Source organism: Streptomyces sp. 3-6 (assembly GCF_056323165.1).
This window is the reverse complement of the sequence record NZ_JBWHZP010000012.1, coordinates 161,594-185,549: the sequence shown is the minus strand read 5'-3', so window position 1 is coordinate 185,549 and position 23,956 is coordinate 161,594. Positions and strand designations below refer to the sequence as shown.

General features: G+C 72.9%; 24 protein-coding genes and 2 pseudogenes. 15 read left to right on the top strand and 11 right to left on the bottom strand.

Annotation, left to right across the window (positions count from 1 at the left end):
• Positions 1 to 37 precede the first annotated feature (37 nt).
• Complete coding sequence (locus tag AC02VZ_RS17720; RefSeq protein WP_476475825.1) at positions 38 to 904, bottom strand: DMT family protein; 867 nt, start codon at positions 902 to 904, stop codon at positions 38 to 40.
• A gap of 146 nt (positions 905 to 1,050) precedes the next feature.
• Here AC02VZ_RS17720 and AC02VZ_RS17715 point away from each other — a divergent pair, with 146 nt between their 5' ends.
• From AC02VZ_RS17715 to AC02VZ_RS17705, 3 genes are all read left to right on the top strand, one after another.
• Complete coding sequence (locus tag AC02VZ_RS17715) at positions 1,051 to 1,407, top strand: hypothetical protein (protein ID WP_432057665.1); 357 nt, start codon at positions 1,051 to 1,053, stop codon at positions 1,405 to 1,407.
• A 27-nt stretch (positions 1,408 to 1,434) separates the two neighbouring features.
• A complete protein-coding gene (locus AC02VZ_RS17710) occupies positions 1,435 to 2,658 on the top strand; it encodes a glutathionylspermidine synthase family protein (RefSeq protein ID WP_432057664.1) in 1,224 nt (407 codons plus the stop codon).
• Positions 2,659 to 2,987: 329 nt separating this feature from the next.
• On the top strand, positions 2,988 to 4,439 hold the full coding sequence (locus AC02VZ_RS17705) for a glycine hydroxymethyltransferase (RefSeq protein WP_432057663.1): 1,452 nt from the start codon (positions 2,988 to 2,990) through the stop codon (positions 4,437 to 4,439).
• A gap of 166 nt (positions 4,440 to 4,605) precedes the next feature.
• Here AC02VZ_RS17705 and AC02VZ_RS17700 read toward each other — a convergent pair.
• Positions 4,606 to 4,897: pseudogene (locus AC02VZ_RS17700) on the bottom strand (siderophore-interacting protein); the annotation flags it as partial.
• Positions 4,898 to 5,027: 130 nt separating this feature from the next.
• Between AC02VZ_RS17700 and trpS the strand changes: the two are divergent.
• Positions 5,028 to 6,041, top strand: a complete 1,014-nt coding sequence (gene trpS / locus AC02VZ_RS17695) for a tryptophan--tRNA ligase (RefSeq protein WP_476475821.1) — start codon at positions 5,028 to 5,030, stop codon at positions 6,039 to 6,041.
• A gap of 208 nt (positions 6,042 to 6,249) precedes the next feature.
• Entirely contained in the window at positions 6,250 to 6,828 is a 579-nt protein-coding gene (locus tag AC02VZ_RS17690; protein ID WP_432057661.1) for a 2'-5' RNA ligase family protein, read from the top strand.
• 44 nt (positions 6,829 to 6,872) lie between these two features.
• Here AC02VZ_RS17690 and AC02VZ_RS17685 read toward each other — a convergent pair whose 3' ends face one another.
• Complete coding sequence (locus AC02VZ_RS17685; protein ID WP_432057660.1) at positions 6,873 to 7,628, bottom strand: SDR family NAD(P)-dependent oxidoreductase; 756 nt, start codon at positions 7,626 to 7,628, stop codon at positions 6,873 to 6,875.
• Between the two features lie 289 nt (positions 7,629 to 7,917).
• Here AC02VZ_RS17685 and AC02VZ_RS17680 point away from each other — a divergent pair, with 289 nt between their 5' ends.
• Positions 7,918 to 8,844 (top strand): YihY/virulence factor BrkB family protein, encoded by a 927-nt coding sequence (locus tag AC02VZ_RS17680; protein WP_432057659.1) that lies wholly within the window; start codon positions 7,918 to 7,920, stop codon positions 8,842 to 8,844.
• Here AC02VZ_RS17680 and AC02VZ_RS17675 read toward each other — a convergent pair.
• A complete protein-coding gene (locus AC02VZ_RS17675; RefSeq protein ID WP_432057658.1) occupies positions 8,792 to 10,084 on the bottom strand; it encodes a D-alanyl-D-alanine carboxypeptidase family protein in 1,293 nt (430 codons plus the stop codon). The genes AC02VZ_RS17680 and AC02VZ_RS17675 overlap by 53 nt on opposite strands.
• Positions 10,085 to 10,253: 169 nt before the next feature.
• On the opposite strand from AC02VZ_RS17675, the gene AC02VZ_RS17670 reads away from it, so the two are divergent.
• The 3 genes from AC02VZ_RS17670 to AC02VZ_RS17660 all read left to right on the top strand — a co-directional run bounded on the left by AC02VZ_RS17670 (position 10,254) and on the right by AC02VZ_RS17660 (position 14,100).
• Complete coding sequence (locus AC02VZ_RS17670; RefSeq protein ID WP_362090820.1) at positions 10,254 to 10,502, top strand: SCO4848 family membrane protein; 249 nt, start codon at positions 10,254 to 10,256, stop codon at positions 10,500 to 10,502.
• Between the two features lie 87 nt (positions 10,503 to 10,589).
• The gene (locus tag AC02VZ_RS17665) at positions 10,590 to 12,011 is read left to right on the top strand and encodes a metallophosphoesterase (protein WP_476475820.1); all 1,422 of its coding nucleotides are present in this window, start codon (positions 10,590 to 10,592) and stop codon (positions 12,009 to 12,011) included.
• Between the two features lie 535 nt (positions 12,012 to 12,546).
• A complete protein-coding gene (locus tag AC02VZ_RS17660) occupies positions 12,547 to 14,100 on the top strand; it encodes an ABC transporter substrate-binding protein (RefSeq protein ID WP_432057656.1) in 1,554 nt (517 codons plus the stop codon).
• Between the two features lie 306 nt (positions 14,101 to 14,406).
• Here AC02VZ_RS17660 and AC02VZ_RS17655 read toward each other — a convergent pair.
• Both AC02VZ_RS17655 and AC02VZ_RS17650 read right to left on the bottom strand, forming a co-directional pair.
• Positions 14,407 to 14,490, bottom strand: a pseudogene (locus AC02VZ_RS17655) (TetR/AcrR family transcriptional regulator); the annotation flags it as partial.
• A gap of 116 nt (positions 14,491 to 14,606) precedes the next feature.
• A complete protein-coding gene (locus AC02VZ_RS17650; RefSeq protein ID WP_432057653.1) occupies positions 14,607 to 15,017 on the bottom strand; it encodes a VOC family protein in 411 nt (136 codons plus the stop codon).
• A gap of 164 nt (positions 15,018 to 15,181) precedes the next feature.
• On the opposite strand from AC02VZ_RS17650, the gene AC02VZ_RS17645 reads away from it, so the two are divergent.
• The 3 genes from AC02VZ_RS17645 (at position 15,182) to AC02VZ_RS17635 (ending at position 16,511) form a co-directional block, all read left to right on the top strand.
• Positions 15,182 to 15,607 carry a TM2 domain-containing protein gene (locus AC02VZ_RS17645; protein ID WP_432057652.1) on the top strand — a complete coding sequence of 142 codons (426 nt, stop codon included), beginning with the start codon at positions 15,182 to 15,184 and terminating at the stop codon, positions 15,605 to 15,607.
• Positions 15,600 to 16,016 (top strand): DUF2752 domain-containing protein, encoded by a 417-nt coding sequence (locus tag AC02VZ_RS17640; RefSeq protein ID WP_432057651.1) that lies wholly within the window; start codon positions 15,600 to 15,602, stop codon positions 16,014 to 16,016. The genes AC02VZ_RS17645 and AC02VZ_RS17640 overlap by 8 nt, the downstream gene beginning before the upstream one ends.
• A gap of 228 nt (positions 16,017 to 16,244) precedes the next feature.
• Complete coding sequence (locus AC02VZ_RS17635) at positions 16,245 to 16,511, top strand: TM2 domain-containing protein (protein WP_403637880.1); 267 nt, start codon at positions 16,245 to 16,247, stop codon at positions 16,509 to 16,511.
• A 96-nt stretch (positions 16,512 to 16,607) separates the two neighbouring features.
• On the opposite strand, the gene AC02VZ_RS17630 is transcribed toward AC02VZ_RS17635, so the two are convergent.
• The 5 genes from AC02VZ_RS17630 to AC02VZ_RS17610 form a co-directional block, all read right to left on the bottom strand.
• On the bottom strand, positions 16,608 to 17,387 hold the full coding sequence (locus AC02VZ_RS17630) for a succinate dehydrogenase iron-sulfur subunit (protein ID WP_192229849.1): 780 nt from the start codon (positions 17,385 to 17,387) through the stop codon (positions 16,608 to 16,610).
• Positions 17,387 to 19,141, bottom strand: coding sequence for a succinate dehydrogenase flavoprotein subunit (gene sdhA, locus AC02VZ_RS17625; RefSeq protein WP_432058710.1), 1,755 nt, complete (start codon positions 19,139 to 19,141; stop codon positions 17,387 to 17,389). The genes AC02VZ_RS17630 and sdhA overlap by 1 nt, the downstream gene beginning before the upstream one ends.
• A 19-nt stretch (positions 19,142 to 19,160) precedes the next feature.
• Entirely contained in the window at positions 19,161 to 19,643 is a 483-nt protein-coding gene (locus tag AC02VZ_RS17620; RefSeq protein WP_362090837.1) for a succinate dehydrogenase hydrophobic membrane anchor subunit, read from the bottom strand.
• Positions 19,644 to 19,648: 5 nt separating this feature from the next.
• The gene (sdhC, locus tag AC02VZ_RS17615) at positions 19,649 to 20,029 is read right to left on the bottom strand and encodes a succinate dehydrogenase, cytochrome b556 subunit (protein ID WP_109377789.1); all 381 of its coding nucleotides are present in this window, start codon (positions 20,027 to 20,029) and stop codon (positions 19,649 to 19,651) included.
• A gap of 190 nt (positions 20,030 to 20,219) precedes the next feature.
• Entirely contained in the window at positions 20,220 to 20,870 is a 651-nt protein-coding gene (locus AC02VZ_RS17610; protein ID WP_476475819.1) for a 2-oxo-4-hydroxy-4-carboxy-5-ureidoimidazoline decarboxylase, read from the bottom strand.
• Positions 20,871 to 21,034: 164 nt separating this feature from the next.
• Here AC02VZ_RS17610 and AC02VZ_RS17605 point away from each other — a divergent pair, with 164 nt between their 5' ends.
• The 3 genes from AC02VZ_RS17605 (at position 21,035) to AC02VZ_RS17595 (ending at position 23,946) form a co-directional block, all read left to right on the top strand.
• The gene (locus AC02VZ_RS17605) at positions 21,035 to 22,651 is read left to right on the top strand and encodes a beta-N-acetylhexosaminidase (RefSeq protein WP_476475818.1); all 1,617 of its coding nucleotides are present in this window, start codon (positions 21,035 to 21,037) and stop codon (positions 22,649 to 22,651) included.
• A 99-nt stretch (positions 22,652 to 22,750) separates the two neighbouring features.
• Positions 22,751 to 23,278, top strand: a complete 528-nt coding sequence (locus tag AC02VZ_RS17600) for a hypothetical protein (RefSeq protein ID WP_432058712.1) — start codon at positions 22,751 to 22,753, stop codon at positions 23,276 to 23,278.
• Positions 23,279 to 23,385: 107 nt separating this feature from the next.
• The gene (locus tag AC02VZ_RS17595) at positions 23,386 to 23,946 is read left to right on the top strand and encodes a hypothetical protein (protein ID WP_432058713.1); all 561 of its coding nucleotides are present in this window, start codon (positions 23,386 to 23,388) and stop codon (positions 23,944 to 23,946) included.
• Positions 23,947 to 23,956: the final 10 nt, after the last annotated feature.

Below are 23,956 nucleotides of genomic sequence, written 5' to 3'. Positions count from 1 at the left end.
CCGGCGGTGCCTGCCGGGCGTCCGGGGTGACGGGCCTTCAGGTCGCTCCGCCCGGGGAGGCCGCGGCCTGCTCCTCCGGGGCCTCGCCGAAGCGGCTCAGGGCCAGCGCGCCCGCCACCGCCACGGCGAAGCCGAGCACCGCGAGCCAGCCCCAGCCCGGCCGGGTGCGGTCACCCAGCCAGATCACCCCGGCGAGGGCCGGACCGACCGTCTCCCCGAGGACCAGGCCGGCGGTGGCGGCGGTCACCGAGCCGCGCTGCAAGGCCGACGTCAGCAGCAGGAACGCGGCGCCGCCGCCCAGCACCAGGGCGTAGGCGGCCGGGTCGGTGAACAGCGAGGTCAGCGAGGACGGCGACGACAGGGAGACGTCGTCGACGAGCCGGACCGACACCTCCACGACCCCGAACCCGAATCCGGCCCCGAGGCCGAGGACGCCGGCCCGCGCCCGTTCCGGCAGCCGGCCGCCCGCCGTGCCGAGCAGCAGCACCGCGGCGGCGGTGCCGAGCATCGCCCAGCCCAGCCAGTTGGGCCCCGGCCGGTCGCCCTCCGCCCCGGAGGCCAGCCCGAGCATCGCCAGTCCGGTGCACACCACCGCCACCGCCGTCCACTCGGCCCGGCTGAGCCGCACCCGGAGCAGCACCGCCGCCACCACGGCGGTCACCGCCAGGCTGGCCGCCAGGGCCGCGCCCACCGCGTAGATGGGCACGGCCCGCAGTGCGACGATCTGCAGCACGAACCCCAGCCCGTCCAGGGCGAGTCCGGCGAGGTAGCGCCACTGCCGCAGGGCCCGCAGCAGCAGCAGCACGTCCCCGCCGGGGTCCGTGCGGACCGCCGCCCGGGCGGCGATCGCCTGGAGCACCGTCGCCGTGCCGTAACAGACCGCCGCACCGAGGGCGCACACCATGCCAAAGATCACAAAACGACAGTAGGGCCGGGCGCCGGGCAGGGCCCTGCGGCACACGCCGCAGCCCGGGTCTCTAGGCTGTCCGCCGCGAGCCGGGGAGCATGGGTCCGGCCGCGTACACACGCATACAAGGGGGAGTGGCCGACATGGCGGAAACGCGACGGCGACTGAGGTCCAGCACGGTGGTGCTCGGCGGGATGGGCGTCCTGGCGGCGGCCCTGTCCGCCTGCGGGTCGGATCCCGACCGGCGCTGTGTGGACCGCAACAGCTACGACTACCTCAAGGGGTACAGGGTCGTGGCGGACAAGAACTGCAAGTCCTCCTCGGGTTCCGGCTCCTACGGGAGCTCCGGCAAGAGCCGCCGGGGCGGCACCGGCAACGCCGGCTGGTACTACGACGCCGACGTCAGCCGCGGCTACGCCGACAACGGCACCTTCAGCCGCAGCGCCGCCGTCGACCGGGGCGGCTTCGGCTGCTCCGGGTCCGGCAGCGGTGGCGGCTGAGCCGCCGGCGGACGGAGGGACCGGACCGTGGAACGCCGCACCATCACGCCCCGCCCCGACTGGCAGCGGACCGTCGAGGAACAGGGGCTCATCTACCCGCTCACGCTGCCCGCGGAGCACGAGGCCGCCCGGGAGGCGGGGCGGCCCGTGCCCGACGACGCCTGGGTGCCCTACTGGGACGAGAGCGCGCACTACGTCTTCACCCTGGACGAGGTGGAGGCGCTGGAGGAGGTCGTCGAGGACCTGCACCGCATGTGCCTGGAGGCCGCCGAGCACATCGTCGCCGAGGACCGCTTCGCCGACCTGGGCATCACCGACCCGCGCGTGGTCCGCGCGGTCACCGAGGCATGGCAGCGGCGCGCCGAACTGCCCTCCCTCTACGGCCGGTTCGACCTGCGCTACGACGGGACGGGACCGGCGAAGCTGCTGGAGTACAACGCCGACACGCCCACCTCGCTGGTGGAGGCCGCGTCCCCGCAGTGGTTCTGGATGGAGGAACGGTTCCCCGGCGCCGACCAGTGGAACTCCCTCCACGAGCGCCTCGTCGACGCCTGGAAGCGGCAGTCCGCGCTGCTGCCGCCCGGCTCGCCCCTGTACTTCGCCCACTCCTCGGACGACGCGATCGGCGAGGACCTCATGACCGTCGCCTACCTCAAGGAGACGGCCGAGCAGGCCGGGCTGGAGACCGACTGGCTCACGATGGAGGAGATCGGCTGGGACCGTCTGTCCGGCAGGTTCGTGGACAACAGGCTGGGGTTCATCCGCAGCATCTTCAAGCTGTATCCCTGGGAGTGGCTCACCACCGACCGGTTCGCCGACCACGTGCTGGAGACGCTGGACAACGGCGGCGGCACCGGCAGCACCCTGTGGATCGAACCGGCCTGGAAGATGCTGCTGAGCAACAAGGCCCTGCTGGCGATCCTGTGGGAGCTGCACCCCGGCCACCCCAACCTGCTGCCTTCCTACCTCGACGGCCCCCGCGACCTGGCCGGCACCACCGGCTACGTCGCCAAGCCGCTGCTGGGCCGCGAGGGCGCCGGGGTGACCGTCCACCCGGCGGGCACCGCTCCCGTGGTCCGCGACGAGCCCTGCTGCTACCAGGAACTCGCGCCGCTGCCCGACTTCGACGGCAACCACGTCGTCCTCGGCGCCTGGGTCGTCGAGAACGAGGCCGCCGGACTCGGCATCCGCGAGTCGTCGGGACTGATCACCGACGAGTACGCCCGCTTCCTGCCCCACGTGATCCTCTAGCGGGCGGCCGTCCTCCCGCGCCGCGAGGCTGCGTACCGAGCTGTGCCGAGCCGAGCCGAGCCGAGCGGTGCCGCACGGCTCGGCACGCGGCCCCCTGGGGCGTCCCCCTACGGGCCCCGGCCGGGGCCCGTGCGGCGGCTCCCGCATCGTGGACGGCCGGCCGCGGCACCGGGTGCCGCCCGGTACCCTGGCCCCGGGTCGTGACTGGCGTGCTGGGATGGAACAACCATCGGGAAGCGGCCCCCGGGCCCGTGGACGACGGGGACCCGGCACCGTGCCGTGCGCCTGGGCCGCACCGTGAACGCCGAACGCCACGTCCGGAGGTCCCCATGTCTGCCGCCGAACCCCTCTCCACCGCTTCCACCGCCTTCCGTTCCGCCCTCGACGTGATCCGCGCCGTCGAGCCGCGCGTGGCCGACGCGATCGGCCAGGAGGTCGCCGACCAGCGCGAGATGCTCAAGCTGATCGCCTCGGAGAACTACGCCTCGCCGGCCACCCTCCTGGCGATGGGCAACTGGTTCAGCGACAAGTACGCCGAGGGCACCGTCGGCCGCCGCTTCTACGCCGGCTGCCGCAACGTCGACACCGTCGAGTCGCTGGCCGCCGAGCACGCCAGGGAACTCTTCGGCGCCCGCCACGCCTACGTCCAGCCGCACTCCGGCATCGACGCCAACCTCGTCGCCTTCTGGGCGGTGCTCGCCGACCGGGTCGAGGCGCCGTTCCTGCGGAAGACCGGCGTCCGCCAGATCAACGACCTCTCCGAGGCCGACTGGGCCGAGCTGCGGCAGGCCTTCGGCAACCAGCGCATGCTCGGCATGTCCCTGGACGCCGGCGGCCACCTCACCCACGGCTTCCGGCCCAACATCTCCGGCAAGATGTTCGACCAGCGGTCCTACGGCACCGACCCCGCCACCGGCCTGCTCGACTACGAGGGCGTGCGCGCCACCGCCCGCGAGTTCAAGCCGCTCATCATCGTGGCCGGTTACTCCGCCTACCCCCGGCTGGTGAACTTCCGCAAGATGCGCGAGATCGCCGACGAGGTCGGGGCCACCCTCATGGTCGACATGGCCCACTTCGCCGGTCTCGTCGCCGGCAAGGTCCTCACCGGTGACTTCGACCCGGTCCCGCACGCGCAGATCGTCACCACCACCACCCACAAGTCGCTGCGCGGCCCGCGCGGCGGCATGGTCCTGTGCGACGACTCCCTCAAGGACCAGGTCGACCGCGGCTGCCCGATGGTCCTCGGTGGCCCGCTCCCGCACGTGATGGCCGCGAAGGCGGTCGCCCTGGCGGAGGCCCGCCGCCCCGAGTTCCAGGACTACGCCCGGCGCGTCGTGGACAACTCCCGCGCCCTCGCCGAGGGGCTGACCCGCCGCGGCGCCACCCTCGTCACCGGCGGCACCGACAACCACCTGAACCTGATCGACGTCGCCACCTCCTACGGCCTCACCGGCCGGCAGGCCGAGGCCGCCCTGCTCGACTCGGGCATCGTCACCAACCGCAACGCCATCCCGGCCGACCCCAACGGCGCCTGGTACACCTCCGGCATCCGCGTCGGCACCCCCGCGCTGACCACCCGCGGCCTGGGCACCGACGAGATGGACGAGGTCGCCGGTCTCATCGACCGCGTCCTGACGACCACCGAGGCCGGCACCACCAGCAAGGGCGCCCCCTCCAAGGCGCAGCACGTCCTGGACCCGAAGGTCGCCGACGAGATCTCCCGCCGCGCCACCGACCTCGTCGCGGGCTTCCCGCTCTACCCGGAGATCGACCTCGGCTGACGCCGAGCAGGACGGGGACTGAGCCGGACCCGCCCCGCCGGGCGGGGACCCGGCCCGGACCCGCCCCGCCGTTCCGTGTACCGGGCGGCGGCCCGCACCCCGAACCGGGCCGCCGCCCGTCGCGCCGTGCCGGTCGCGCCCAGCCGGTGCTCAGCTTCCCCAGCGCGCCGGCCACGGCCGCCCGGCGCGCCGCGGCGCCACGGTGGTGCGTGTCTCGTTCGCCGCGACGGACGGCAGCCACGGCCGGGACAGCATGCCGTCCCGGAAGCCGCCCAGCGGGCAGTACGCCTTCACGAACGCCTGCCGCACCGCGTCCTCCGCGTCCGCCGCGTCCGCCGCGTCCTCCGCGTCCGCCCCGGCCCCGAGCGCGGCGGGGCCGCCCTGAGCGCGCTGCCCGTGGGGGCACGCACCAGCTCCGCGTACGCCTCCGGCTCTCCGGCGCGCACCCGGGCGATCACCGCGGCCTCGTCGACCGTGCGGCCCCCTCCCGCGTCCTCACACTCTTGTTACACCGCCCGGTCGGAATCGGTTCCCACCTGTTTCCGGTCGGTTCCGGAGCGCTCCGCGGGACCTGAGAGAATGGGCCGCATGGCGACTGACCGACTCCGTGTTTTCTCCGGAATCCAGCCCACGGCGGGCTCCTTCCACCTCGGCAACTACCTCGGCGCCGTGCGCCAGTGGGTGGCCCTGCAGGAGACCCACGACGCGTTCTACTCGGTCGTCGACCTGCACGCGATCACGATCCCGCAGGACCCGAAGGAGCTGCGGGCGAACACCCGGCTCGCCGCCGCGCAGCTGCTGGCCGCGGGGCTGGACCCGGACCGCTGCACGCTCTTCGTCCAGAGCCACGTGGCCGAGCACGCCCAGCTGGCCTGGGTGATGAACTGCCTCACCGGCTTCGGCGAGGCGTCCCGCATGACCCAGTTCAAGGACAAGGCCGCCCGGCAGGGCACCGACCGGGCCTCCGTCGGCCTGTTCACCTACCCGGTGCTCCAGGTCGCCGACATCCTGCTGTACCACGCCGACGAGGTGCCGGTCGGCGAGGACCAGCGCCAGCACATCGAGCTGACCCGCGACCTCGCCGAGCGCTTCAACGGCCGCTTCGGACCCACCTTCACCCTCCCCAGGGCGCACATCCTCAAGGAGACGGCGAAGATCTACGACCTGCAGGACCCGACGGTCAAGATGAGCAAGTCGGCGTCCACGCCGAAGGGCCTCATCAACCTGCTCGACGAGCCGAAGGCCACCGCGAAGAAGGTCCGCAGCGCGGTCACCGACACCGACACCGTGATCCGCTACGACGTCGAGAACAAGCCCGGTGTGAGCAACCTCCTCACCATCTACTCGGTGCTCACCGGGACGGCCGTCGCCGCGCTGGAGGAGCAGTACGCCGGGAAGGGCTACGGCGCGCTGAAGACGGACCTGGCGGAGGTCATGGTCGACTTCGTGACCCCGTTCAAGGAGCGCACCCAGCAGTACCTGGACGACCCCGAGACGCTCGACTCGATCCTGGCCAAGGGGGCGGAGAAGGCCCGCGCCGTCGCCGCGGAGACCCTTGCCCTGGCCTACGAGCGGGTGGGGTTCGTGTCCGCCAAGCACTGAGCGGGACCACGGCCGGGCCGCCGGCGGGGGCGGCACCGGCGCACTGAACGGGCCCCGGGACGGATCCGTACGCCGAACAGCGCTGCACATCACTCCGGCTGCGCCTGCCCGCGGCCGGGCCGGGGCCGTACAGTCGATATCCGGGTGACCGTCACGACGGTCACCCGGAGCTCACCGGAGCTTCACCACGACAACGACAGGAGACGACGTGGGGACCGTAACGATCGGCGTGTCGATCGCGGTCCCGGAGCCTCACGGCAGCCGGCTTCAGCAGCTGCGCGCGGGCTTCGGCGACGCCGCGGCTCACGGTATCCCCACGCACGTCACCCTGCTGCCGCCGACCGGGATAGACGCCGCCGTCGTCCCGGCCGTCGAGGCCCACCTGAGCGAGGTCGCCGCGACCGGCCGCCCGTTCCCCATGCGGCTGTCGGGCACCGGGACCTTCCGGCCGCTGTCGCCGGTGGTGTTCGTGAAGGTGGTGGAGGGCGCGGAGGCCTGCGGCGCGCTGCAGCAGCGGATCCGGGACGCCTCCGGCCCCGTCGCCCGGGAGCTGCAGTTCCCCTACCACCCGCACGTCACCGTGGCGCACGGCATCGAGGAGGCGGCGATGGACCGCGCCTTCGAGGAGCTGTCCGACTACGAGGCCCACTGGGCGTGCACCGGGTTCGCGCTGTACGAGCAGGGCGAGGACGGGGTGTGGCGCAAGCTGCGCGACTTCCCCTTCGGCTCCCTGGCCGTCCCGCCGCAGGCCGGCCACGTGGACCGGGGCTCCGTCTCCGCCTGCTGACCCCGTCGGCCGCCGCCGGGAGCCCCCCCCGGGGGCCGTCACCGTCAGAGCGGAAGCCGCCGGAACAGGGCGCGCGGCAGGTGCCGCAGGGCCGTCGACAGCAGGCGCAGGGCGCCCGGCACCCACACCGTCTCCGAGCCGCGCCGCAGGCCCAGTTCGACGGCGGTGGCGACGGCCTCCGGCGTGGTGACCGGGGGCGCGGCGGGCAGGCCGGCGTTGCGCCGGGTGCGCACGAAGCCGGGCCGCACCACCATCACGTGCACCCCCGTCCCGTACAGCGCGTCGCCCAGGCCCTGCGCGAAGGTGTCCAGGCCCGCCTTGCTGGAGCCGAAGATGAAGTCCATCCGGCGGGCCCGCTCGGCCGCGACGGAGGAGAGCACCACGAGCGAGCCGTGGCCCTGGGCCTGCAGGGCGCTCGCGCACACCAGGCCGGAGGAGACGGCCCCGATGTAGTTGGTCTGCGCCACCCGCACCGCGGCCTGCGGGTCCTGCTCGTCGTGGGCCTGGTCGCCGGGGGTGCCGAAGGCCAGCAGCACCAGGTCGACGGAGCCCTCGGCGAAGACCTTGCCGAGCGCGGTCTCGTGGGAGGCCGGGTCCAGGGCGTCGAACGCGACGGTGCGGACGTCGGCGCCGAGGCCGCGCAGATGGTCCGCGGCCGCGTCGAGGGCGGGGGAGGGGCGGCCGGCCAGCCACACCGTGCGGGTGCGGCGGGCGATCATCCGCCGGGCGGTGGCCAGCGCGATCTCGGACGTGCCGCCGAGGACGAGCATCGACCGGGGGAGACCGGAGGCGTCCTTCACGGCTGCTCCTTCCGGTGTACGGTCCGCGGGCGCGTCGGCCGGGCGGCGGCGGGGGCGAGGCGGCCCCTTCCCGGGGCGGGGACGGTGTCGGCAGGCATGGCGCCGACCGTATCGCCCCGTTCTGCGAGGTCTCGTGCGGAACATCACCTTCGTCCCCGAGATGGACGATTAGTGGTATGTCACTCCATCGGACCGGCGGTGGGGTGCATTCGGGTCGAACCCGCCCGTGACCCGGAACACCGGCCGCGCGCGGCCCCTTGGCCCGGCGGAACGGGGGCAGAGTCGGGTCATGGACTGGCTGAAGAGACTCCCGGTCGTGGGACCGTGGGTGGCGCGGCTGAGCCGCACCCACGCCTGGCGCTCCTACGAACGGCTGGACCGCGTGCACTGGACGCGGCTGGCGGCGGCGATGACCTTCACCAGCTTCGTGGCGCTCTTCCCGCTGCTCACCGTGGCCGCCGCGATCGGCGCGGCCACCCTGAGCGCCCAGCAGGAGGACACCCTCCAGGACTGGATCGCCGACCAGGTGCCCGGCATCTCCGAGCAGCTGGACATCGAGGGCCTGGTGCAGAACGCGGGCGCCATCGGTCTGATCGCCGGCGCGGTCCTGCTGTTCACCGGCATCAGCTGGGCCGGCTCCATGCGCGAGTGCCTGCGCGCCGTGTGGGAGCTGCCGGACGACGACGACAACCCCCTCTGGCGCAAGGGCAAGGACGCGGGGATCCTCGTCGGGCTCGGCGGGGCGCTGCTGGTCACCCTGGTCGCCTCCACCGTCGCCTCCGCCCTGGTCGGCCGGATCAGCGACGCGATCGGGCTGGAGGAGGGCGGCTGGGGCGGGGCTGTCCTGCGGACCGCCGCGTTCGCCGTCGCCGTCGGCGCCGACTTCCTGCTGCTGCTCTACGTCCTCACCCTGCTGCCCGGTGTGGAGCCCGCCCGGCGCCGCCTCCTGGTCGCCGCGCTCACCGGCGCCGTCGGCTTCGAGCTGCTGAAGCTGCTGCTGAGCGGCTACATGCAGGGCGTGGCCGCCAAGAGCATGTACGGCGCCTTCGGCGTCCCGGTCGCCCTGCTGCTGTGGATCAACTTCACGTCCAAACTGGTGCTGTTCTGCGCCGCCTGGACGGCGACCCCGGGCCGGGAGCCGGAACCGGCCGGAGCGGGCGGGGTCACGGACGCGAACGGCGGCGCACCAGATCCGGCAGCGGCCACCGGCGGTTGACCAGGAACACCCCGCCGGCCAGCAGCACCAGCACCCCGCCGGTGACACCGAGCGCGACGCCCATCCCGCCCGAGCCGCCCGCCGGGGCGCTCGCCACCGGCTTCGACCCGGCGGCACCGGTGCCGTCCCCGGCCCCGCCCGCCTCGCCCGGGGAGGCCGACGCGCCCGGCCGGCCCGCGTCCTTCACCGCGCTCTTCGGCGGGACCAGCTCGCCCACCGGCTCGACCTTGCCGGCCGCCTCGAAGCCCCAGTCGAACAGCTTCGCGGTCTCCTTGTAGACCTCGTTGCTCTCGTCCTTCTCCGGGTTCATCACGGTGACGAGCAGCACCCGGCCGTCCTGCTCCGCGACGCCGGTGAAGGTGGCGCCCGCGTTGGTGGTGTTGCCGTTCTTCACCCCCGCGATGCCCTGGTACACGGGCACGTCCGAGGCGCCCGCGAGGAGCCGGTTGGTGTTCTGGATCTCGAAGCTGCCCCGGACCTTCTTGCCCTTCTTGTTCTTCTTCGTCTCGCCCGGGAACGTCGCGCGGACCGTCGAGCAGTACTCCCGGAAGTCCTTCTTCTGCAGCCCCGACCGGGCGATCAGCGTCAGGTCGTAGGCGGACGAGACCTGCCCCGGGGCGTCGTAGCCGTCCGGGCTGACCGCGTGGGTGTCGAGGGCCTGCAGCTCCTCGGCGTGCTCGTTCATCTCGCGGACGGTCTTCTCCACGCCGCCGTTCATGGCGGACAGCACGTGCACCGCGTCGTTGCCCGAGCGCAGGAAGACCCCCAGCCACAGGTCGTGGACCGTGTAGGTCTCGTCCTCCTTTATCCCGACCAGGCTGGAGCCGGAACCGACGTCCGCCAGGTCGGACGGGACCACCTCGTGCTTCTCCGAGCGGGGCCACTTCGGCAGCAGCGTGTCGGCGAACAGCATCTTCAGGGTGCTCGCCGGGGCCAGCCGCCAGTGCGCGTTGTGCGCGGCCAGCACCTCGCCGGACTCGGCGTCGGCGACGATCCAGGACCGGGCCGACAGGCCCTTGGGCAGCACCGGGACGCCGTCCGCCAGGTTCACCTGGGTACCGGGCTGCCCGAGCCGGGGCCCGCCCACCGTCGACATGCGGGCCGGCGGCTCGGCCGACGCGCTCTTCGAGGGCGACGGCGACGGCGCCGCGAAGGCGGCGGGCGCGGTCAGCGCGGTGGACAACAGGACGGCGGAAGCGACCGACAGGGAGCGTCTGACGGTTTTCTGGGGTGCGGGCACGGTCGGAAACGTACCTGCCGCGGCCCGTGACGTCCCGCCCCGGGTGCCACCCCGCGCAAGGATCCGGACAGCCGACGGCGATACTGGACGGGTGTGTCCGTCCTGGGGACGGTTTCCGGACTCCCGGCCGGCTGCGGCTGCCCGGCGCTGTGATGAAAGGTCTGCTGTCGTGAAGCTCAGCCGCCCCGTGTCCTGGTTCCTGCTCGCCTTCGGGGTGTGGAGCTGGGTCATCTGGATCACTTTCGTCAAGAACCTGGCCAAGGACGGGAGCGGACTCGCCTTCGAGGACGGCGAGCCGACCGCGTACTTCTGGGTGCACCTGCTGCTCGCCGTCGTCTCCTTCGTACTGGGGACGGTTGTCGGGGTCATCGGGTTGCGCGGGCTGCGCGCACTGAGCCGGACGTCACGGACGCCGTGACGTCGTCGGCGGACCCGGCAGGAACAACGGCACCGCCCGGAACGTCGAGCACATAGAGAACAACGGGAAGAACGGGAACTCCGCACCGTGGTCATCGTCTTCGTCCTCGTCGCCGTGCTGGTCCTGGCCGTGCTCGTGACGGCCAACTGGTACCTGTGGCGACGCCTGTTCCGGGACACCACCGCGGGGCCGGGCCCCGTGCGCCGGCTCGGCGTCGTGGTGATCGCGGGCGGCTGGGCGGTGACCGTCGGGGCGTTCGTCGCCGCGCGGTCCGATGCCCCGTTCCTGCTCCAGCAGGTGCTGGCCTGGCCCGGTTACCTGTGGCTGGCGCTGGTGCTCTACCTGTTCCTGGCGACGGTGGCGGGCGAGGCGGTCCGTCCGCTGCTGCGACGGTTCCTGGAGCGCCGCGCGCGGTCCGCCGCGCCCGCCCCGGACGAGCCCGCACCACCGATACCGGCGGGCGCCACGGCCGTCGCGCCGGGCGCCCGTACGGCGGCTTCCGACACCCCGGGCGCCCCGTCCGGCCCGGACCGCACGGACGCCGCCGCGGCCCCGAGCGCCCCGGCCCCCTCCGACGCCCCGGCGGACCCGGCCGGATCCGGCCCCTCCGACGGATCCGGCCGCGCCGGTGACGAGGTGCCCCACGGCCCGGACGAGGCCGCCGCCCCCACCCCTCCCTCCGGGCCCTCCCGCCGCCTCTTCGTCTCCCGGGTGGTCGCCGGGGCCGCCGCCGCGGCCGCCGTCGGCACCGTCGGGTACGGGACGCACGGGGTGCTGCGCGGCCCGCGCGTCGAGCGGGTCACCGTGCCGCTCGCCAAGCTGCCCCGCGCGGCGCACGGTTACCGCATCGCCGTGGTCAGCGACATCCACCTCGGGCCGGTCCTCGGGCGGGGCTTCGCCCAGAAGGTCGTCGACACCATCAACTCCACCCAGCCCGACCTGATCGCCGTCGTGGGCGACCTGGTGGACGGCAGCGTGAAGGACCTCGGCCCGGCAGCGGCCCCCCTCGCCCAGCTCAGAGCCCGTCACGGCTCCTTCTTCGTCACCGGCAACCACGAATACTTCTCCGGCGCCGAACAGTGGGTCGAGGAGGTCCGGCGGCTCGGTCTGCGCCCCCTGGAGAACGCCCGCACCGAGCTGCCGCACTTCGACCTCGCCGGGGTCAACGACCTGGCCGGCGAGAACGAGGGACAGGGCCCCGACTACGCCCGGGCCCTCGGCGACCGGGACCGGGCCCGGGCCTGCGTCCTCCTCGCCCACCAGCCGGTGCAGATCCACGAGGCCGTCGACCACGGCGTCGACCTCCAGCTGTCCGGGCACACCCACGGCGGCCAGCTCTGGCCCGCCGGCCTGCTCGCCGGCGCCGCCAACCCGACCCTGCAGGGCCTGGAGCGCTACGGCGACACCCAGCTCTACGTGAGCAAGGGCGCCGGTGCCTGGGGACCGCCGACCCGGGTGGGCGCCCCGTCGGACATCACGGTGATCGAACTGGCCTCGAAGCAGACCTGAGGAGGCCGGACCCCGGCTTCCGGCACCGGCGCGCTCCTGCACTCCGCCTTCCTGCACTCCGCCCCCGCACTCCGTTCCCCTCCCGCACTCCGTCCCCCGACAGCGGACGAGCGGGGGCAGGAGCCTTCGAGGCGACCCGGCGTGCGGCGCAGCCGTGTTCACCGGGCACCCGGGCCCGTCGGAGGCCGCACGGTCGGGTGGCGCGCTCGGCCGTGACGCGCGGCAGGAGCGGTACCCGGGCGTGCGGCGGCAGCGGCAGACGGAGGCCGGGGGCGGCACCGGGTCGTGCCCTTGCCGACGGTGCGGAACGGCGGTCAGTCCCGCTGTCCGGACGGCGGTTCAGGCCCGTTGTCCGGACGGGGGCGCGCCCCCGCAGCCGTCGCGGCCGGGCTGCCCCGGACCCGGTGCGTGACCTGTTTCTCACTGAACCAAACCCCCCTTCCCCCTCTCGAAACCCCTGTGATTAGGTGAACCGGCCACTAAGGGGAGTGGCATATTCAACCGGCCCGTACTGGGCCAGGGGAGGACAGGACCGATGCGATCGGTTCGTATGCGCATTCTCGCGGCGTTGCTGGCGATCGCCGTCGTGGGAGTGGTCGGCTGGCAACTGCTGCCGTCCGACGAGGAGTCGGGCGAGGCCATCAAGGTCGGCACGACGGATTCCATTACGTCGCTCGACCCGGCCGGCGCCTACGACGCCGGTTCCTGGGCACTGTTCAGCAACGTCTTCCAGTCGCTGCTGACCGTGGAGCCCGGCGGGGCCCGGCCCGTCCCGGACGCGGCCGAGAGCTGCGCGTTCGTCGGCACGGACCTGCGGACCTACCGCTGTGAGCTGCGTGAGGGCCTCGTCTTCCCGAGCGGGCGGGAGATGACGGCGGAGGACGTGAAGTTCTCGTTCGACCGGGTGCTGAGGATCAAGTCCGACGTGGGCCCGGCGTCCCTGCTGGACACCCTCGGCGCGGTGCGCGCGAAGGGACGGGTCGTCACCTTCGAGCTGAAGTCGCCCGACGCGACCTTCCCGTTCAAGGTGGCCACCGGAGCGGGCTCCATCGTGGACTCCCGCACCTACCCGGCCGACAAGCTGCGGGCCGGCGGAGCCGACGGCACCGGCCCGTACGTCCTGGACTCCTACGAGGACGGCGAGCTGGCGGTCCTCAAGCCCAACGGCCGCTACCGGGGCGCCGTCAAGGACCTGGGCCGTCCCATCGAGCTGCACTACTTCGGTGACCCCGGAGCCCTCGACAACGCCTGGCGCACCCGGAGCGTCGACGTCGTCGCCCGGCAGCTGCCGCCGGACGTGCTCGCCGACCTCGACCCGAGCGATCCCGGCCAGCGCGTGTCGGAGGCCGACAGCTCCGAGATCCGCAACCTGTACTTCAACACCCGCGAGGGTGAGCCGCTGGAGGACGTCAGGGTCCGGCAGGCGATGGCGTGGCTGATCGACCGGGAGCGGCTCGCCGCCACCGTCTACCAGGGCACCGTCGACCCGCTCTACTCCCTGATCCCGACCGGTATCCCCGGCCACACCACGTCGTTCTTCGACACCTATCCGAAGCGCGACACCGACCGGGCGCGGCAGTTGCTCACCGAGGCGGGAGTGTCCGCGCCGGTCCGGTTCACCTACGGGTACGCCGAGGGCCGCGGGGCCGCGGCCGAGGAGGCCAAGGAGCTCAAGCGCCAGCTGGAGGCGGGCGGTCTGTTCGAGGTGACCCTCAAGGGTTACCAGTGGACCGACTTCCAGAAGCAGTGGGCGGGCGGCAAGCTGGACGCCTACGCGGTCGGCTGGGTCGCGGACTATCCCGACCCGGACACCTTCGGCGGCCCGCTGGTCGGCACCGGGGGCACCATGAACACCGGCTACAGCAGCAAGGCCGTGGACCGGATGATCAAGGCCAGCCAGCAGCACCAGAACCGGGCCGACGCCGGCAACGACTTCCGCGACCTGCAGGCGGCCGTCGCCGAGGACGTGCCGGTCCTGCCGCTGTGGCAGGCCAAGGAGTACGTGGTCACCAGCGAGGACATCGGCGGCGGCCAGTACCTGTCGGACGGCACGGGCGTCTTCCGCCTGTGGCGCCTCAACCGGCTCTGAGACCGGCTCCCCGGCCGGACCGGGCGGCCGGCGGTGGAACCGGCCCTGTTCCCCGGATCCTTCCTGCCCGCGTCGGCCCGTCGGCCCGCCGAGCTCCCTGACCCCGGTCGTCCCCGGGCCGTCCCCCGGTCACCGCGCCGGGGAACGGCCCGTCGGGTCCTCCGCACCCACCGAGCACCCACCGAGCCCTCACTCCCGGCCGTCACCGCCCGGCCCGCCACCCCCCGAGCCCGACGGCCCGCCCGCGTCCTCCGCGCCCCGGAGCGGCACCGGCACCGGGGCCGTGGTGGCCCTCCGGGGCGGTGTCATCAGCTCGGGCAGCACGTCCCGCAGCTCCGCCGGCACCCTGGTCCGGGTGCCGGCCAGCACCGCCCGGTGGACGTCGCGGGCGGCCGGTGGCCTGACGCCCCTACCGGACCGGCGGCGGCCCGACGCCCCTACCGGACCGGCGGCGGCCCGACGCCCCTACCGGACCGGCGGCCGGGGCCCGACGCCCCGCCGGGGCCTCAGGCCCGGCGCGCGAGGGAGGGCCGCTTGGTGTAGTCGGTCAGCCCGACCACGTTGCCCCACGGGTCGGCGAACTCCACGGTCCAGCCGGTGGCGACCGGGAACGGCTCGTCGAGCAGGCCGATGCCGGCGTCCCGCAGCGCCCCGGCGGCCGAGCGGGCGTCCCGCACCTCCAGCCACACCCTCCCGCCCGGCCACTGCGGCGGCTGCGGGCCCAGCCCCTCCTCCTGCCGCAGCAGCAGCCCCGGCGTCTCGCGGCCGACCGTCAGCATCGCGATCCCGGCCTCGTCCAGCCGGAACCCGACCGGGAACCCGGCGCGTCCGTAGAAGGAGACGGCCTCACCGAGGTCCCCGACCGGCAGCAGCACGTTGTCGAACCCGAGCAGTTCGTAGGACTCATTGCCTGACATACCGTCACATTAGGCGCTGATGCGCCGAGCCGGGCACATCGGGCGGGGCGGCGGACCGGGGGGTCACCCTATGGGAGGGGCCGTCGGCGTCGGCCCGGCTTCTCCCGGCCGGTCGAGTGCTGACAATATGACCCCCAGCATCCCGTACTTCAGGAGTGAACCCCGTGAGCGAGCAGCCGCAGCAGCCGAACCAGCCGCCCGGTTACGGCTACCCGAACGCCGGCGCGACCGGCGGCCAGTCCGGTCCCTACGGCTACCCGCAGGGCGGCCAGCAGCCGCCCGGCGCGTACCCGCCGCCGGGCTACCAGCAGGGTGGCGCCTACCAGGGCTACGCAGCCGACCCGAACGCGCCCTACGGGTACGACCCCTACGGGCGTCCGCTGTCCGACAAGTCGAAGATCGTCGCGGGCATCCTGCAGCTGTTCCTCGGCAGCTTCGGCATCGGCCGTTTCTACGTCGGCTCCGTGGGCGTCGGCGTCGCCCAGCTGCTCACCTGCGGCGGGCTGGGCTTCTGGGCCCTGATCGACGGCATCATGTACCTGGTCAGCAACGACCGCACGGACGCCCAGGGGCGGATCCTGCGTGGCTGACGCCGCCGGTCCGGTGCCCCGTGGGGGGCGTCCGCGGTGGCATCCCGCCGCGGCCCCCCTGGCGGTCCTGGTGGCCGGCACGGCGGGCGCGGGCTACCTGTGGTTCACCGATCCGCACGAGCCCGGACACGTCCTGCCCCGGTGTCCCTTCCGGCTCGTCACCGGACTGCTCTGCCCGGCCTGCGGCGGCACCCGCATGGTCTACGACCTCATGCACGGTCAGTTCGCCGCCGCCTGGTTCGACAACCGGGCGCTGCTGCTGGCCGCGCCGTTCGCGCTGGCGCTGTGGGGCCGCTGGACCCTCGAAGGGCTGCGCGGGCGCTCCTGGGCGCCGCGCATCGCGCCCCGGACGCAGATCCTGATCCTGGCGGCGGCCGTCGCATGGACCGTGCTGCGCAACCTCCGCTGACGACGCGTCGGGGCGGTCCCGGGTTGATCACGGAACGGGAACGTTTGTTCCCAACCCCTCCCTGACCTCCGCACCCTCCTTCTACGCTCCTTGTCGCGCAGGGGGGACGGCCCGTTTCCGAATGTGGTCCGTCGCGCGGGATCCCGTCAGGGGTCCGCCGGTGGTCCCTCCTGGGCCACCCGGGCAATCCGCCCAGGTTTGTCCTTCTTTTTCCAGGAGCACCACATCATGACCGTCCCCCCGAACCCCCAGGCGCCGTACGGCCTCGACCCCCAGGGCCGTCCCTACTCGGACAAGTCGAAGATCGTCGCCGGTATCCTCCAGCTCTTCCTGGGCACCCTGGGCATCGGCCGTTTCTACGTCGGCTCCGTCGGTGTCGGCGTCGCCCAGCTGCTCACCTGCGGTGGCCTCGGCATCTGGGCGCTGATCGACGGCATCATGTTCCTGGTCAGCAACGACCGCACCGACAAGGAAGGCCGCCCGCTGCGCGGCTGACCCCGTCCCGGCCGCCCGGTGGCCGGACCCGTGAACACGGCGAAGGGCCCCGATCCCGGGATCGGGGCCCTTCGCCGTACCTGGAGCGCGTGGTGCTCAGTAGCGGCGCGTGATCAGCGCCCGCTTCACCTCGGCGATCGCCTTGGTGACCTCGATGCCGCGCGGGCAGGCGTCCGTGCAGTTGAACGTGGTGCGGCAACGCCACACGCCGTCCCGGTCGTTGAGGATCTCCAGACGCTGCTCACCGGCCTCGTCACGCGAGTCGAAGATGAACCGGTGCGCGTTGACGATGGCCGCCGGGCCGAAGTACTGCCCGTCGTTCCAGAACACCGGGCACGAGGTGGTGCACGCGGCGCACAGGATGCACTTGGTCGTGTCGTCGAAGCGCTCGCGGTCCTCGGCGGACTGCAGCCGCTCGCGCGTCGGCTCGTTGGTGTCCTTCGTGATCAGGAAGGGCATCACGTCCCGGTACGCCTGGAAGAACGGCTCCATGTCCACGATCAGGTCCTTGAGGACCGTCAGGCCCTTGATGGCCTCGACCGTGATCGGCTTCTCCGGGTTGATGTCCTTGATCAGCGTCTTGCAGGCCAGGCGGTTCTTGCCGTTGATCCGCATGGCGTCGGAGCCGCAGATGCCGTGGGCGCAGGAACGCCGGAACGTCAGCGTGCCGTCCAGGTCCCACTTGATCTTGTGCAGCGCGTCCAGGACGCGCTCCTTGGGGTCGATCTCGATCTGGAAGTCTTCCCAGGTCGCCTCCGCCGAGACCTCCGGGTTGAACCGGCGGATCCGGAAGGTGGCGGTGATGTAGGGGGAGTCGGCGAAGCCCGGCTCGGGCTGTCCGGCCGAGCCCGCCTTGTCCAGAACAGGGGTAGCCATCAGTACTTACGCTCCATCGGCTGGTAGCGGGTCTGGACGACCGGCTTGTAGTCCAGACGGACGGTCTCGGTGCCGTCGGCGCCGACCTCGCGGTAGGCCATCGTGTGACGCATGAAGTTGACGTCGTCGCGGTCCGGGAAGTCCTCGCGGTAGTGACCGCCGCGGGACTCCTTGCGGGCCAGCGCCGAGACGGCCATGACCTCGGCGAGGTCGAGCAGGTTGCCCAGCTCGACGGCCTCCAGCAGGTCGGTGTTGAACCGCTTGCCCTTGTCCTGGACGGCGACGTTCTTGTAGCGCTCGCGCAGTTCGGCGATCTTCTCGACCGCCGTCTTGATCGTCTGCTCGGTGCGGAACACCATGACGTTGGCGTCCATGGTCTCCTGCAGCTCGCGGCGCAGCTCGGCCACCCGCTCGGAGCCGGTGGAGGACCGCAGCCGCTCGATCTGCCCGACGACGAACGCCTCGGGGTTCTCCGGCATCTCCACGAAGTCGGCGTCCTGCGCGTACTCCGCCGCCGCGATGCCCGCCCGCTTGCCGAACACGTTGATGTCCAGCAGCGAGTTGGTGCCCAGGCGGTTGGCGCCGTGCACCGACACGCAGGCGACCTCGCCGGCCGCGTACAGGCCCGGGACGACCGTGGTGTTGTCGGCCAGCACCTCGCCGCGGACGTTGGTGGGGATGCCGCCCATGGCGTAGTGCGCGGTCGGCTGGATCGGGATCGGGTCGGTGTACGGCTCGATGCCCAGGTAGGTCCGCGCGAACTCGGTGATGTCGGGCAGCTTGGCGTCCAGCTGCTCCGGCGGCAGGTGGGTCAGGTCGAGGTAGACGTGGTCGCCCTCGGGACCGCAGCCGCGGCCCTCGCGGATCTCCGTGTAGATGGAGCGGGAGACGACGTCGCGGGAGGCGAGGTCCTTCATGACCGGCGCGTACTTCTCCATGAAGCGCTCGCCGTCCTTGTTGCGCAGGATGCCGCCCTCGCCGCGGGCGCCCTCCGTCAGCAGGATGCCCATGCGCCAGATGCCGGTCGGGTGGAACTGGAAGAACTCCATGTCCTCCAGCGGCAGTCCGCGCCGGAACACGGCCGCCTGGCCGTCGCCGGTGAGGGTGTGCGCGTTGGACGTCACCTTGAAGAACTTGCCGTTGCCGCCGGAGGCGTAGATGACGGACTTGGCCCGGAAGATGTGGATCTCACCGGTGGCCAGCTCGTACGCCACCACGCCGGCCGACTTCTTGACGCCGTCGACCTCGGTGATCAGCTGGTCCAGGACGTAGAACTCGTTGTAGAACTCCACGCCCTCCTTCACGCAGTTCTGGTACAGCGTCTGAAGGATCATGTGGCCGGTGCGGTCGGCCGCGTAGCAGGAGCGGCGGACCGGGGCCTCGCCGTGGTTGCGGGAGTGACCGCCGAAGCGGCGCTGGTCGATGGTGCCGTCCGGGGTCCGGTTGAACGGCAGGCCCATCTTCTCCAGGTCGAGGACCGAGTCGATGGCCTCCTTCGCCAGGATCTCGGCGGCGTCCTGGTCGACCAGGTAGTCACCGCCCTTGACCGTGTCGAAGGTGTGCCACTCCCAGTTGTCCTCCTCCACGTTGGCCAGCGCGGCGGCCATGCCGCCCTGCGCGGCGCCCGTGTGGGAGCGGGTCGGGTAGAGCTTCGTCAGGACGGCCGTGCGGCTGCGCTTGGTCGCCTCGATGGCGGCCCGCATACCGGCGCCACCGGCGCCGACGATGACGGTGTCGTACTTGTGGATCTTCATGATTCTCGCAGCCCCGTGCCTAGCGGATGTTCGGGTCGAAGGTGAAGATCACCAGCGTGCCCAGCAGGATGGTGAACACCGTGGCGGTGTAGAGCAGGCCCTTGAGCCACAGGCGGGTGTTCGGCCGCTCGGCGTAGTCGTTGATGACCGTGCGCAGGCCGTTGGCGCCGTGCAGCATCGCCAGCCACAGCATCAGCAGGTCCCAGACCTGCCAGAACGGCGAGGCCCAGCGGCCCGCCACGAAGGCGAAGCCGATCTTGGACACGCCGCCGTCCAGCACCAGCTGGATCAGCAGGTGGCCGATGACCAGGACGACCAGGACGACGCCGGACAGGCGCATGAACAGCCAGGCGGCCAGCTCGAAGTTGCCCCGGGTGGTCTTCGGGGTCTTCTTCGTCCGCTTGCGCGGCGGCTCGATGACCGGTGCCGGGTTGTCGACGGAGTAGAGGGACGCGCCCTCGACGGGGCCGGTGCCCGAGGCGGAGGTTTCAGTGGTGGACATGCGCGTCAGCTCCCGAACAGTTCACGAGCGGCGTGGCCGAGGACGGGGTAGATCGCCCCGAGCATCAGCACGACCCACACGGCGACAACGGTCCAGAGCATCTGCTTCTGGTACCGGGCGCCCTGGATCCAGAAGTCGACGGCGATGACACGCAGGCCGTTGAGCGCGTGGAACAGGATGGCGGCGACGAGGCCGTATTCCAGCAGCGCGACGATCGGCGTCTTGTACGTGGCCACGACGGTGTCGTAGGCCTCCGGGGACACGCGCACGAGGGCGGTGTCCAGCACGTGAACGAACAGGAAGAAGAAAATGAGGACGCCGGTGACTCGGTGAGCCACCCAGGACCACATTCCTTCCCGGCCGCGGTACAGCGTTCCAGCCGGCACGGAAATTTCCTCCGGGAGCGGGGTTCGGGGCCGCGCCGGCTTTCCTTGTCGGTCGGGCCCGGCCGGGTACGGTCCACCGGCCCCCAGCATCGTAGCCATGCCGCGGCGCACGTCGTCCTCGGGGTGTGGCTGTGTGATCGAATCGGCACGCTTACGGGCTAGAGACACGCCTTCCGCGGCTGTTGTCCGGTTACGTGGCGTGACCCGCCGGGCGGGGGGAGCCGCGGCCGGGCGCGGGGCCCGCGGCGCCGGTGAGGAACGTGGTCAGCCGTTCCGCGGCGAGGCGGCGCAGTTCCTCGGCCGCGACCACCCGCTCCTCCTCGGGATCGTTCGCCAATCGTGACCGGATGTGCTCCAGGACCCGGTCCAGGCCCTCCGCCGGCGCCACCCCGTCGAGGCAGATCACGAACGCGTGGCCGAACTTCGCCTCGTAGGCCGCGTGCGCCGCGTCGAGGGCCGTGTGGGCGGCGGAGTAGGCGCCCTCGGGCAGCGGCGGCAGCGTCTCGGCGGCCAGCGCCGCGGCCAGTTCCGGCGGGGTGAGGTCGTACGCCGCCTCGTCGCACGCCGCCAGCAGCGACGGCAGATCGGGGTACGGGCGGTGGCCGGCGACGCGCACGGCCCAGCGGCGGCTGTGCAGGCAGGCCAGCAGGGCGTGCTCGGCCTCCGCGGCGGGCGCGGTGTTGAAGTGCTCCAGGGCGGAGGGGGTGACGGGCGTGCCGCGGGACTGTCCGGGAAGGGCGACCCGCCCGGGGAACTCTGGGAGACGGTGCGCGGGCAGCGTGGGTCCTCGTGGGCGTCGCGTGTGGGGTGATGGGGGAAGCTGTGAGAGTCGTGCCCTCACGGTATCGACTGAGCCCACCGGGTGTCCGATCGATTTTCGAAATTCACTCGGACGGGGCGGTTTGGGAACGGCTCGACGACGCCCTTCACCCGGATGGGCCGTAGGTTGGCAGGGTGAGTCAGCACAGGCACAGGCGGCATCGGCGGCGGACCAGCACCGAAGGGGTGAGGCGCCGGCCGGTCCTGGTGGCGGCGGTCGCCGCGGGCGCGCTGGTGGCGGCGTCCGGCGTGGGCATCGGGCTCTGGGCGACCTCCGACGACGGCGCCCCGGCCGGATCGGCCTCCGCGACCGGCGAGAACCCCGCCGGGACGTCCCCCGGCGCCACCTCGTCGGAACCGAGCCCCACCCGCAGCTACCCCCTGTCGAAGGCGCCGCGCACCATCCCCGCCGTCCGCGAGCACACCGCCGAACGCGGCCCCGGCTGGCGCCCCGCGCGCGGCCACCGCGTCGTGGTGGACGATCCCGCGCTGGCCGACGAGGGCCGGCTCATCGCCGGCGAGCTGGGGCTCTCCTACGCGGGCGAGCAGGACGACGAGAAGGCCGGCGACCTGCGCCTGCGGCTCAACCGGGACCAGGGCGCGAACCCGGAGTCCTACACCCTGACCGTGCGGGGCGGCCGGGTCACGGTCAGCGCCCCCGCCGAGGCGGGCGTCTTCTACGGCACCCGCACCCTCAAGCAGGAGATACGCGGCGCGGGCAGCGCGCCCGAGGGGGTCGTGCGGGACGAGCCCGCCAAGGAGCGGCGCGGGATGATGCTGGACATCGCGCGCAAGCACTACACCGCCGACTGGATCGAGGACCGGATCCGCGAGCTCGGCGACCTGAAGTTCAACGAGATCGGCCTGCACTTCTCCGACGACCAGGGCTTCCGCATCGCGTCCGACTCCCACCCGGAGGTCGTCTCCCGCGAGCACCTGACCAAGGCGCAGGTCGAGCGGATCGTCGACCTCGCGGCGAGCCGGCACATCACCGTCGTCCCGGAGATCGACTCGCCCGGACACCTCGGCGCCGTCATCGCCGCCCACCCCGACCTCCAGCTGCGCAACGTCAACGGCGCCGCCGTGCGGGGCGCGATCGACATCTCCAAGAAGAAGGCCGCCGACATCGTCGACGACCTGCTCGACGAGTACGCGGACCTCTTCCCCGGCGACCAGTGGCACCTCGGCGGCGACGAGTACCAGGCGCTGGTGGTGTCCGACCCCGAGGCGTCGTTCCCGGGCCTGGCCGCCGCGGCCCGCGAGCGCTACGGCCCCGGCGCCACCGTCGAGGACCTCACCACCGGCTGGCTCAACGACCGCGCCGCGACCGTCCGCGCCCACGACCGCGTCCCGCGCGCCTGGAACGACGGCTTCTTCCGCGGCGGTTCGGTGAGCGCCGACAAGGACATCCAGGTCGCCTACTGGACGGGCAAGGAGATCGGCGCCCGGCAGCCGCTGGAGTACCTGCGCGAGGGCCGCACGGTCCTCAACTACAACGACGAGTTCCTCTACTACGTGCTCGGCGAGCCGCTGACCTTCGTCTACCCGACCGGCGAGCGGATCTACGAGCAGTGGACCCCGCGCGTGCTGCGCGGCACCACCGCCGTCCCCGCCGAGTACGACGAACAGATCCCCGGCGGATCCCTCGCCATCTGGGGCGACCTGCCCCGCTCGCAGACCCAGGACCAGGTCGCCGCGGGCATCCGGATGCCGCTGCGGGCCCTGGTGCAGAAGCTGTGGAACCCGGGCGAACCGTCCCTGACCTGGGCGCAGTTCCGCGCGCTCGCCGACGAGCTGGACTGATCCGGCCGGGACGGATTGCCGCATACGCCTGCGAACCCCCGTACGACTGTGGTGGTGTTCTGACGAGCCGAACCACGACACCGGGGGGAACAGCGGCACATGGGCTATTGGGGCTATTTCGTCGTGGGCCGCGGGGAGCGGCCGCTCGCCGCACTCGACGCGCTGGCCGGCGCCGCCCAGGGCCTGACCCTGCGCACCTCCGCGCCGGGCGGCTGGCAGGTGTGGGAGTACCCGGGCGCCGCGGGCGACATCGGCAGCATGAACGACCTCGCCCGGGAGACCGGCGCGCCCGCCCTCTTCGGGTACGTCATGGACAGCGACTGCGTGGTCGTGGAGGCGGCCTCCCCGCAGCACGGGGCGTGGACGGCCTGCCTGGGGCGCGCCGCGATGGCCGGCCACCTGGGCGGCGGGAACGCCGCCGAGGGCGGCGACCCCGACGGGCTGACCGTGGAGGACTACTTCCTCGAACCGCGCGACGCCGCCGAACGGGCCCTCGCCTGGGCCGCCGAGGCCGGGTGCACGGCCTCCCCCGACGCCCTGCTGGACGTGCTCTCCGTCGAACCCGACGACGTGGCCGAAAACCTCTTCTTCCGTTTACTGGACCGGCTCGGGGTGGTGCCTGCGTGACACTCCCGGGCCGTCGCACGCAGTAAGGGGAAGTGCGGGCTCCGTGAAGGACGAGGTCCGTGAGGGCCTCGTACGGGGTCCGTGGTGTACCCGCTGAGGAGGCGTGGATGAGCCTGGTGGAACTGATCGCGCGGGCCGACGAGCGCGGCACGGCCGCGAGCGGGGTGGCTTGTTTGGATCGGTGCGTGCCGCTCCTGGGCGGCGACGACGAGGCGCTGCGGCCCCTGTGGGGGTGCCTGGCCGAGGGCGCCGCGCAGGAGGACTGGGCCGAACACCTCGACCGGGTGCGCGGCAAGCTGGCCGGCCTCGGCGACGGGGACGAGGCGGTGCGCCTGGCCCAGGGCATGCTCACCGCCGCGCCGCTCCGACGGGACGGCGGGGCCCTGCGGGAGTGGGCCGACGGCTGCTCCGTCGCCGCGCTGCGCATCCACCGGCTGCTGGACGGCGCGGCCCCGGCCGGCGCCGCCGACCCGGTCGAGGCGTCCCGGCAGGGGCACACGGACGGGCTGTCGCCCCTGCTCGCGGCGGAACTGCGGCGGCAGATCGCCGTCCTGGAGGTCCTGGAGGCCCACGGGGCGGCGGGACTGCGACGCGCGCTGGAGATCTCCACGGAGGGCCGCCGGGTGCTGCGCGCCGCGGTGTCGCGGCGGAGCCGACGCGACGGCTGAGGGGGCCTGC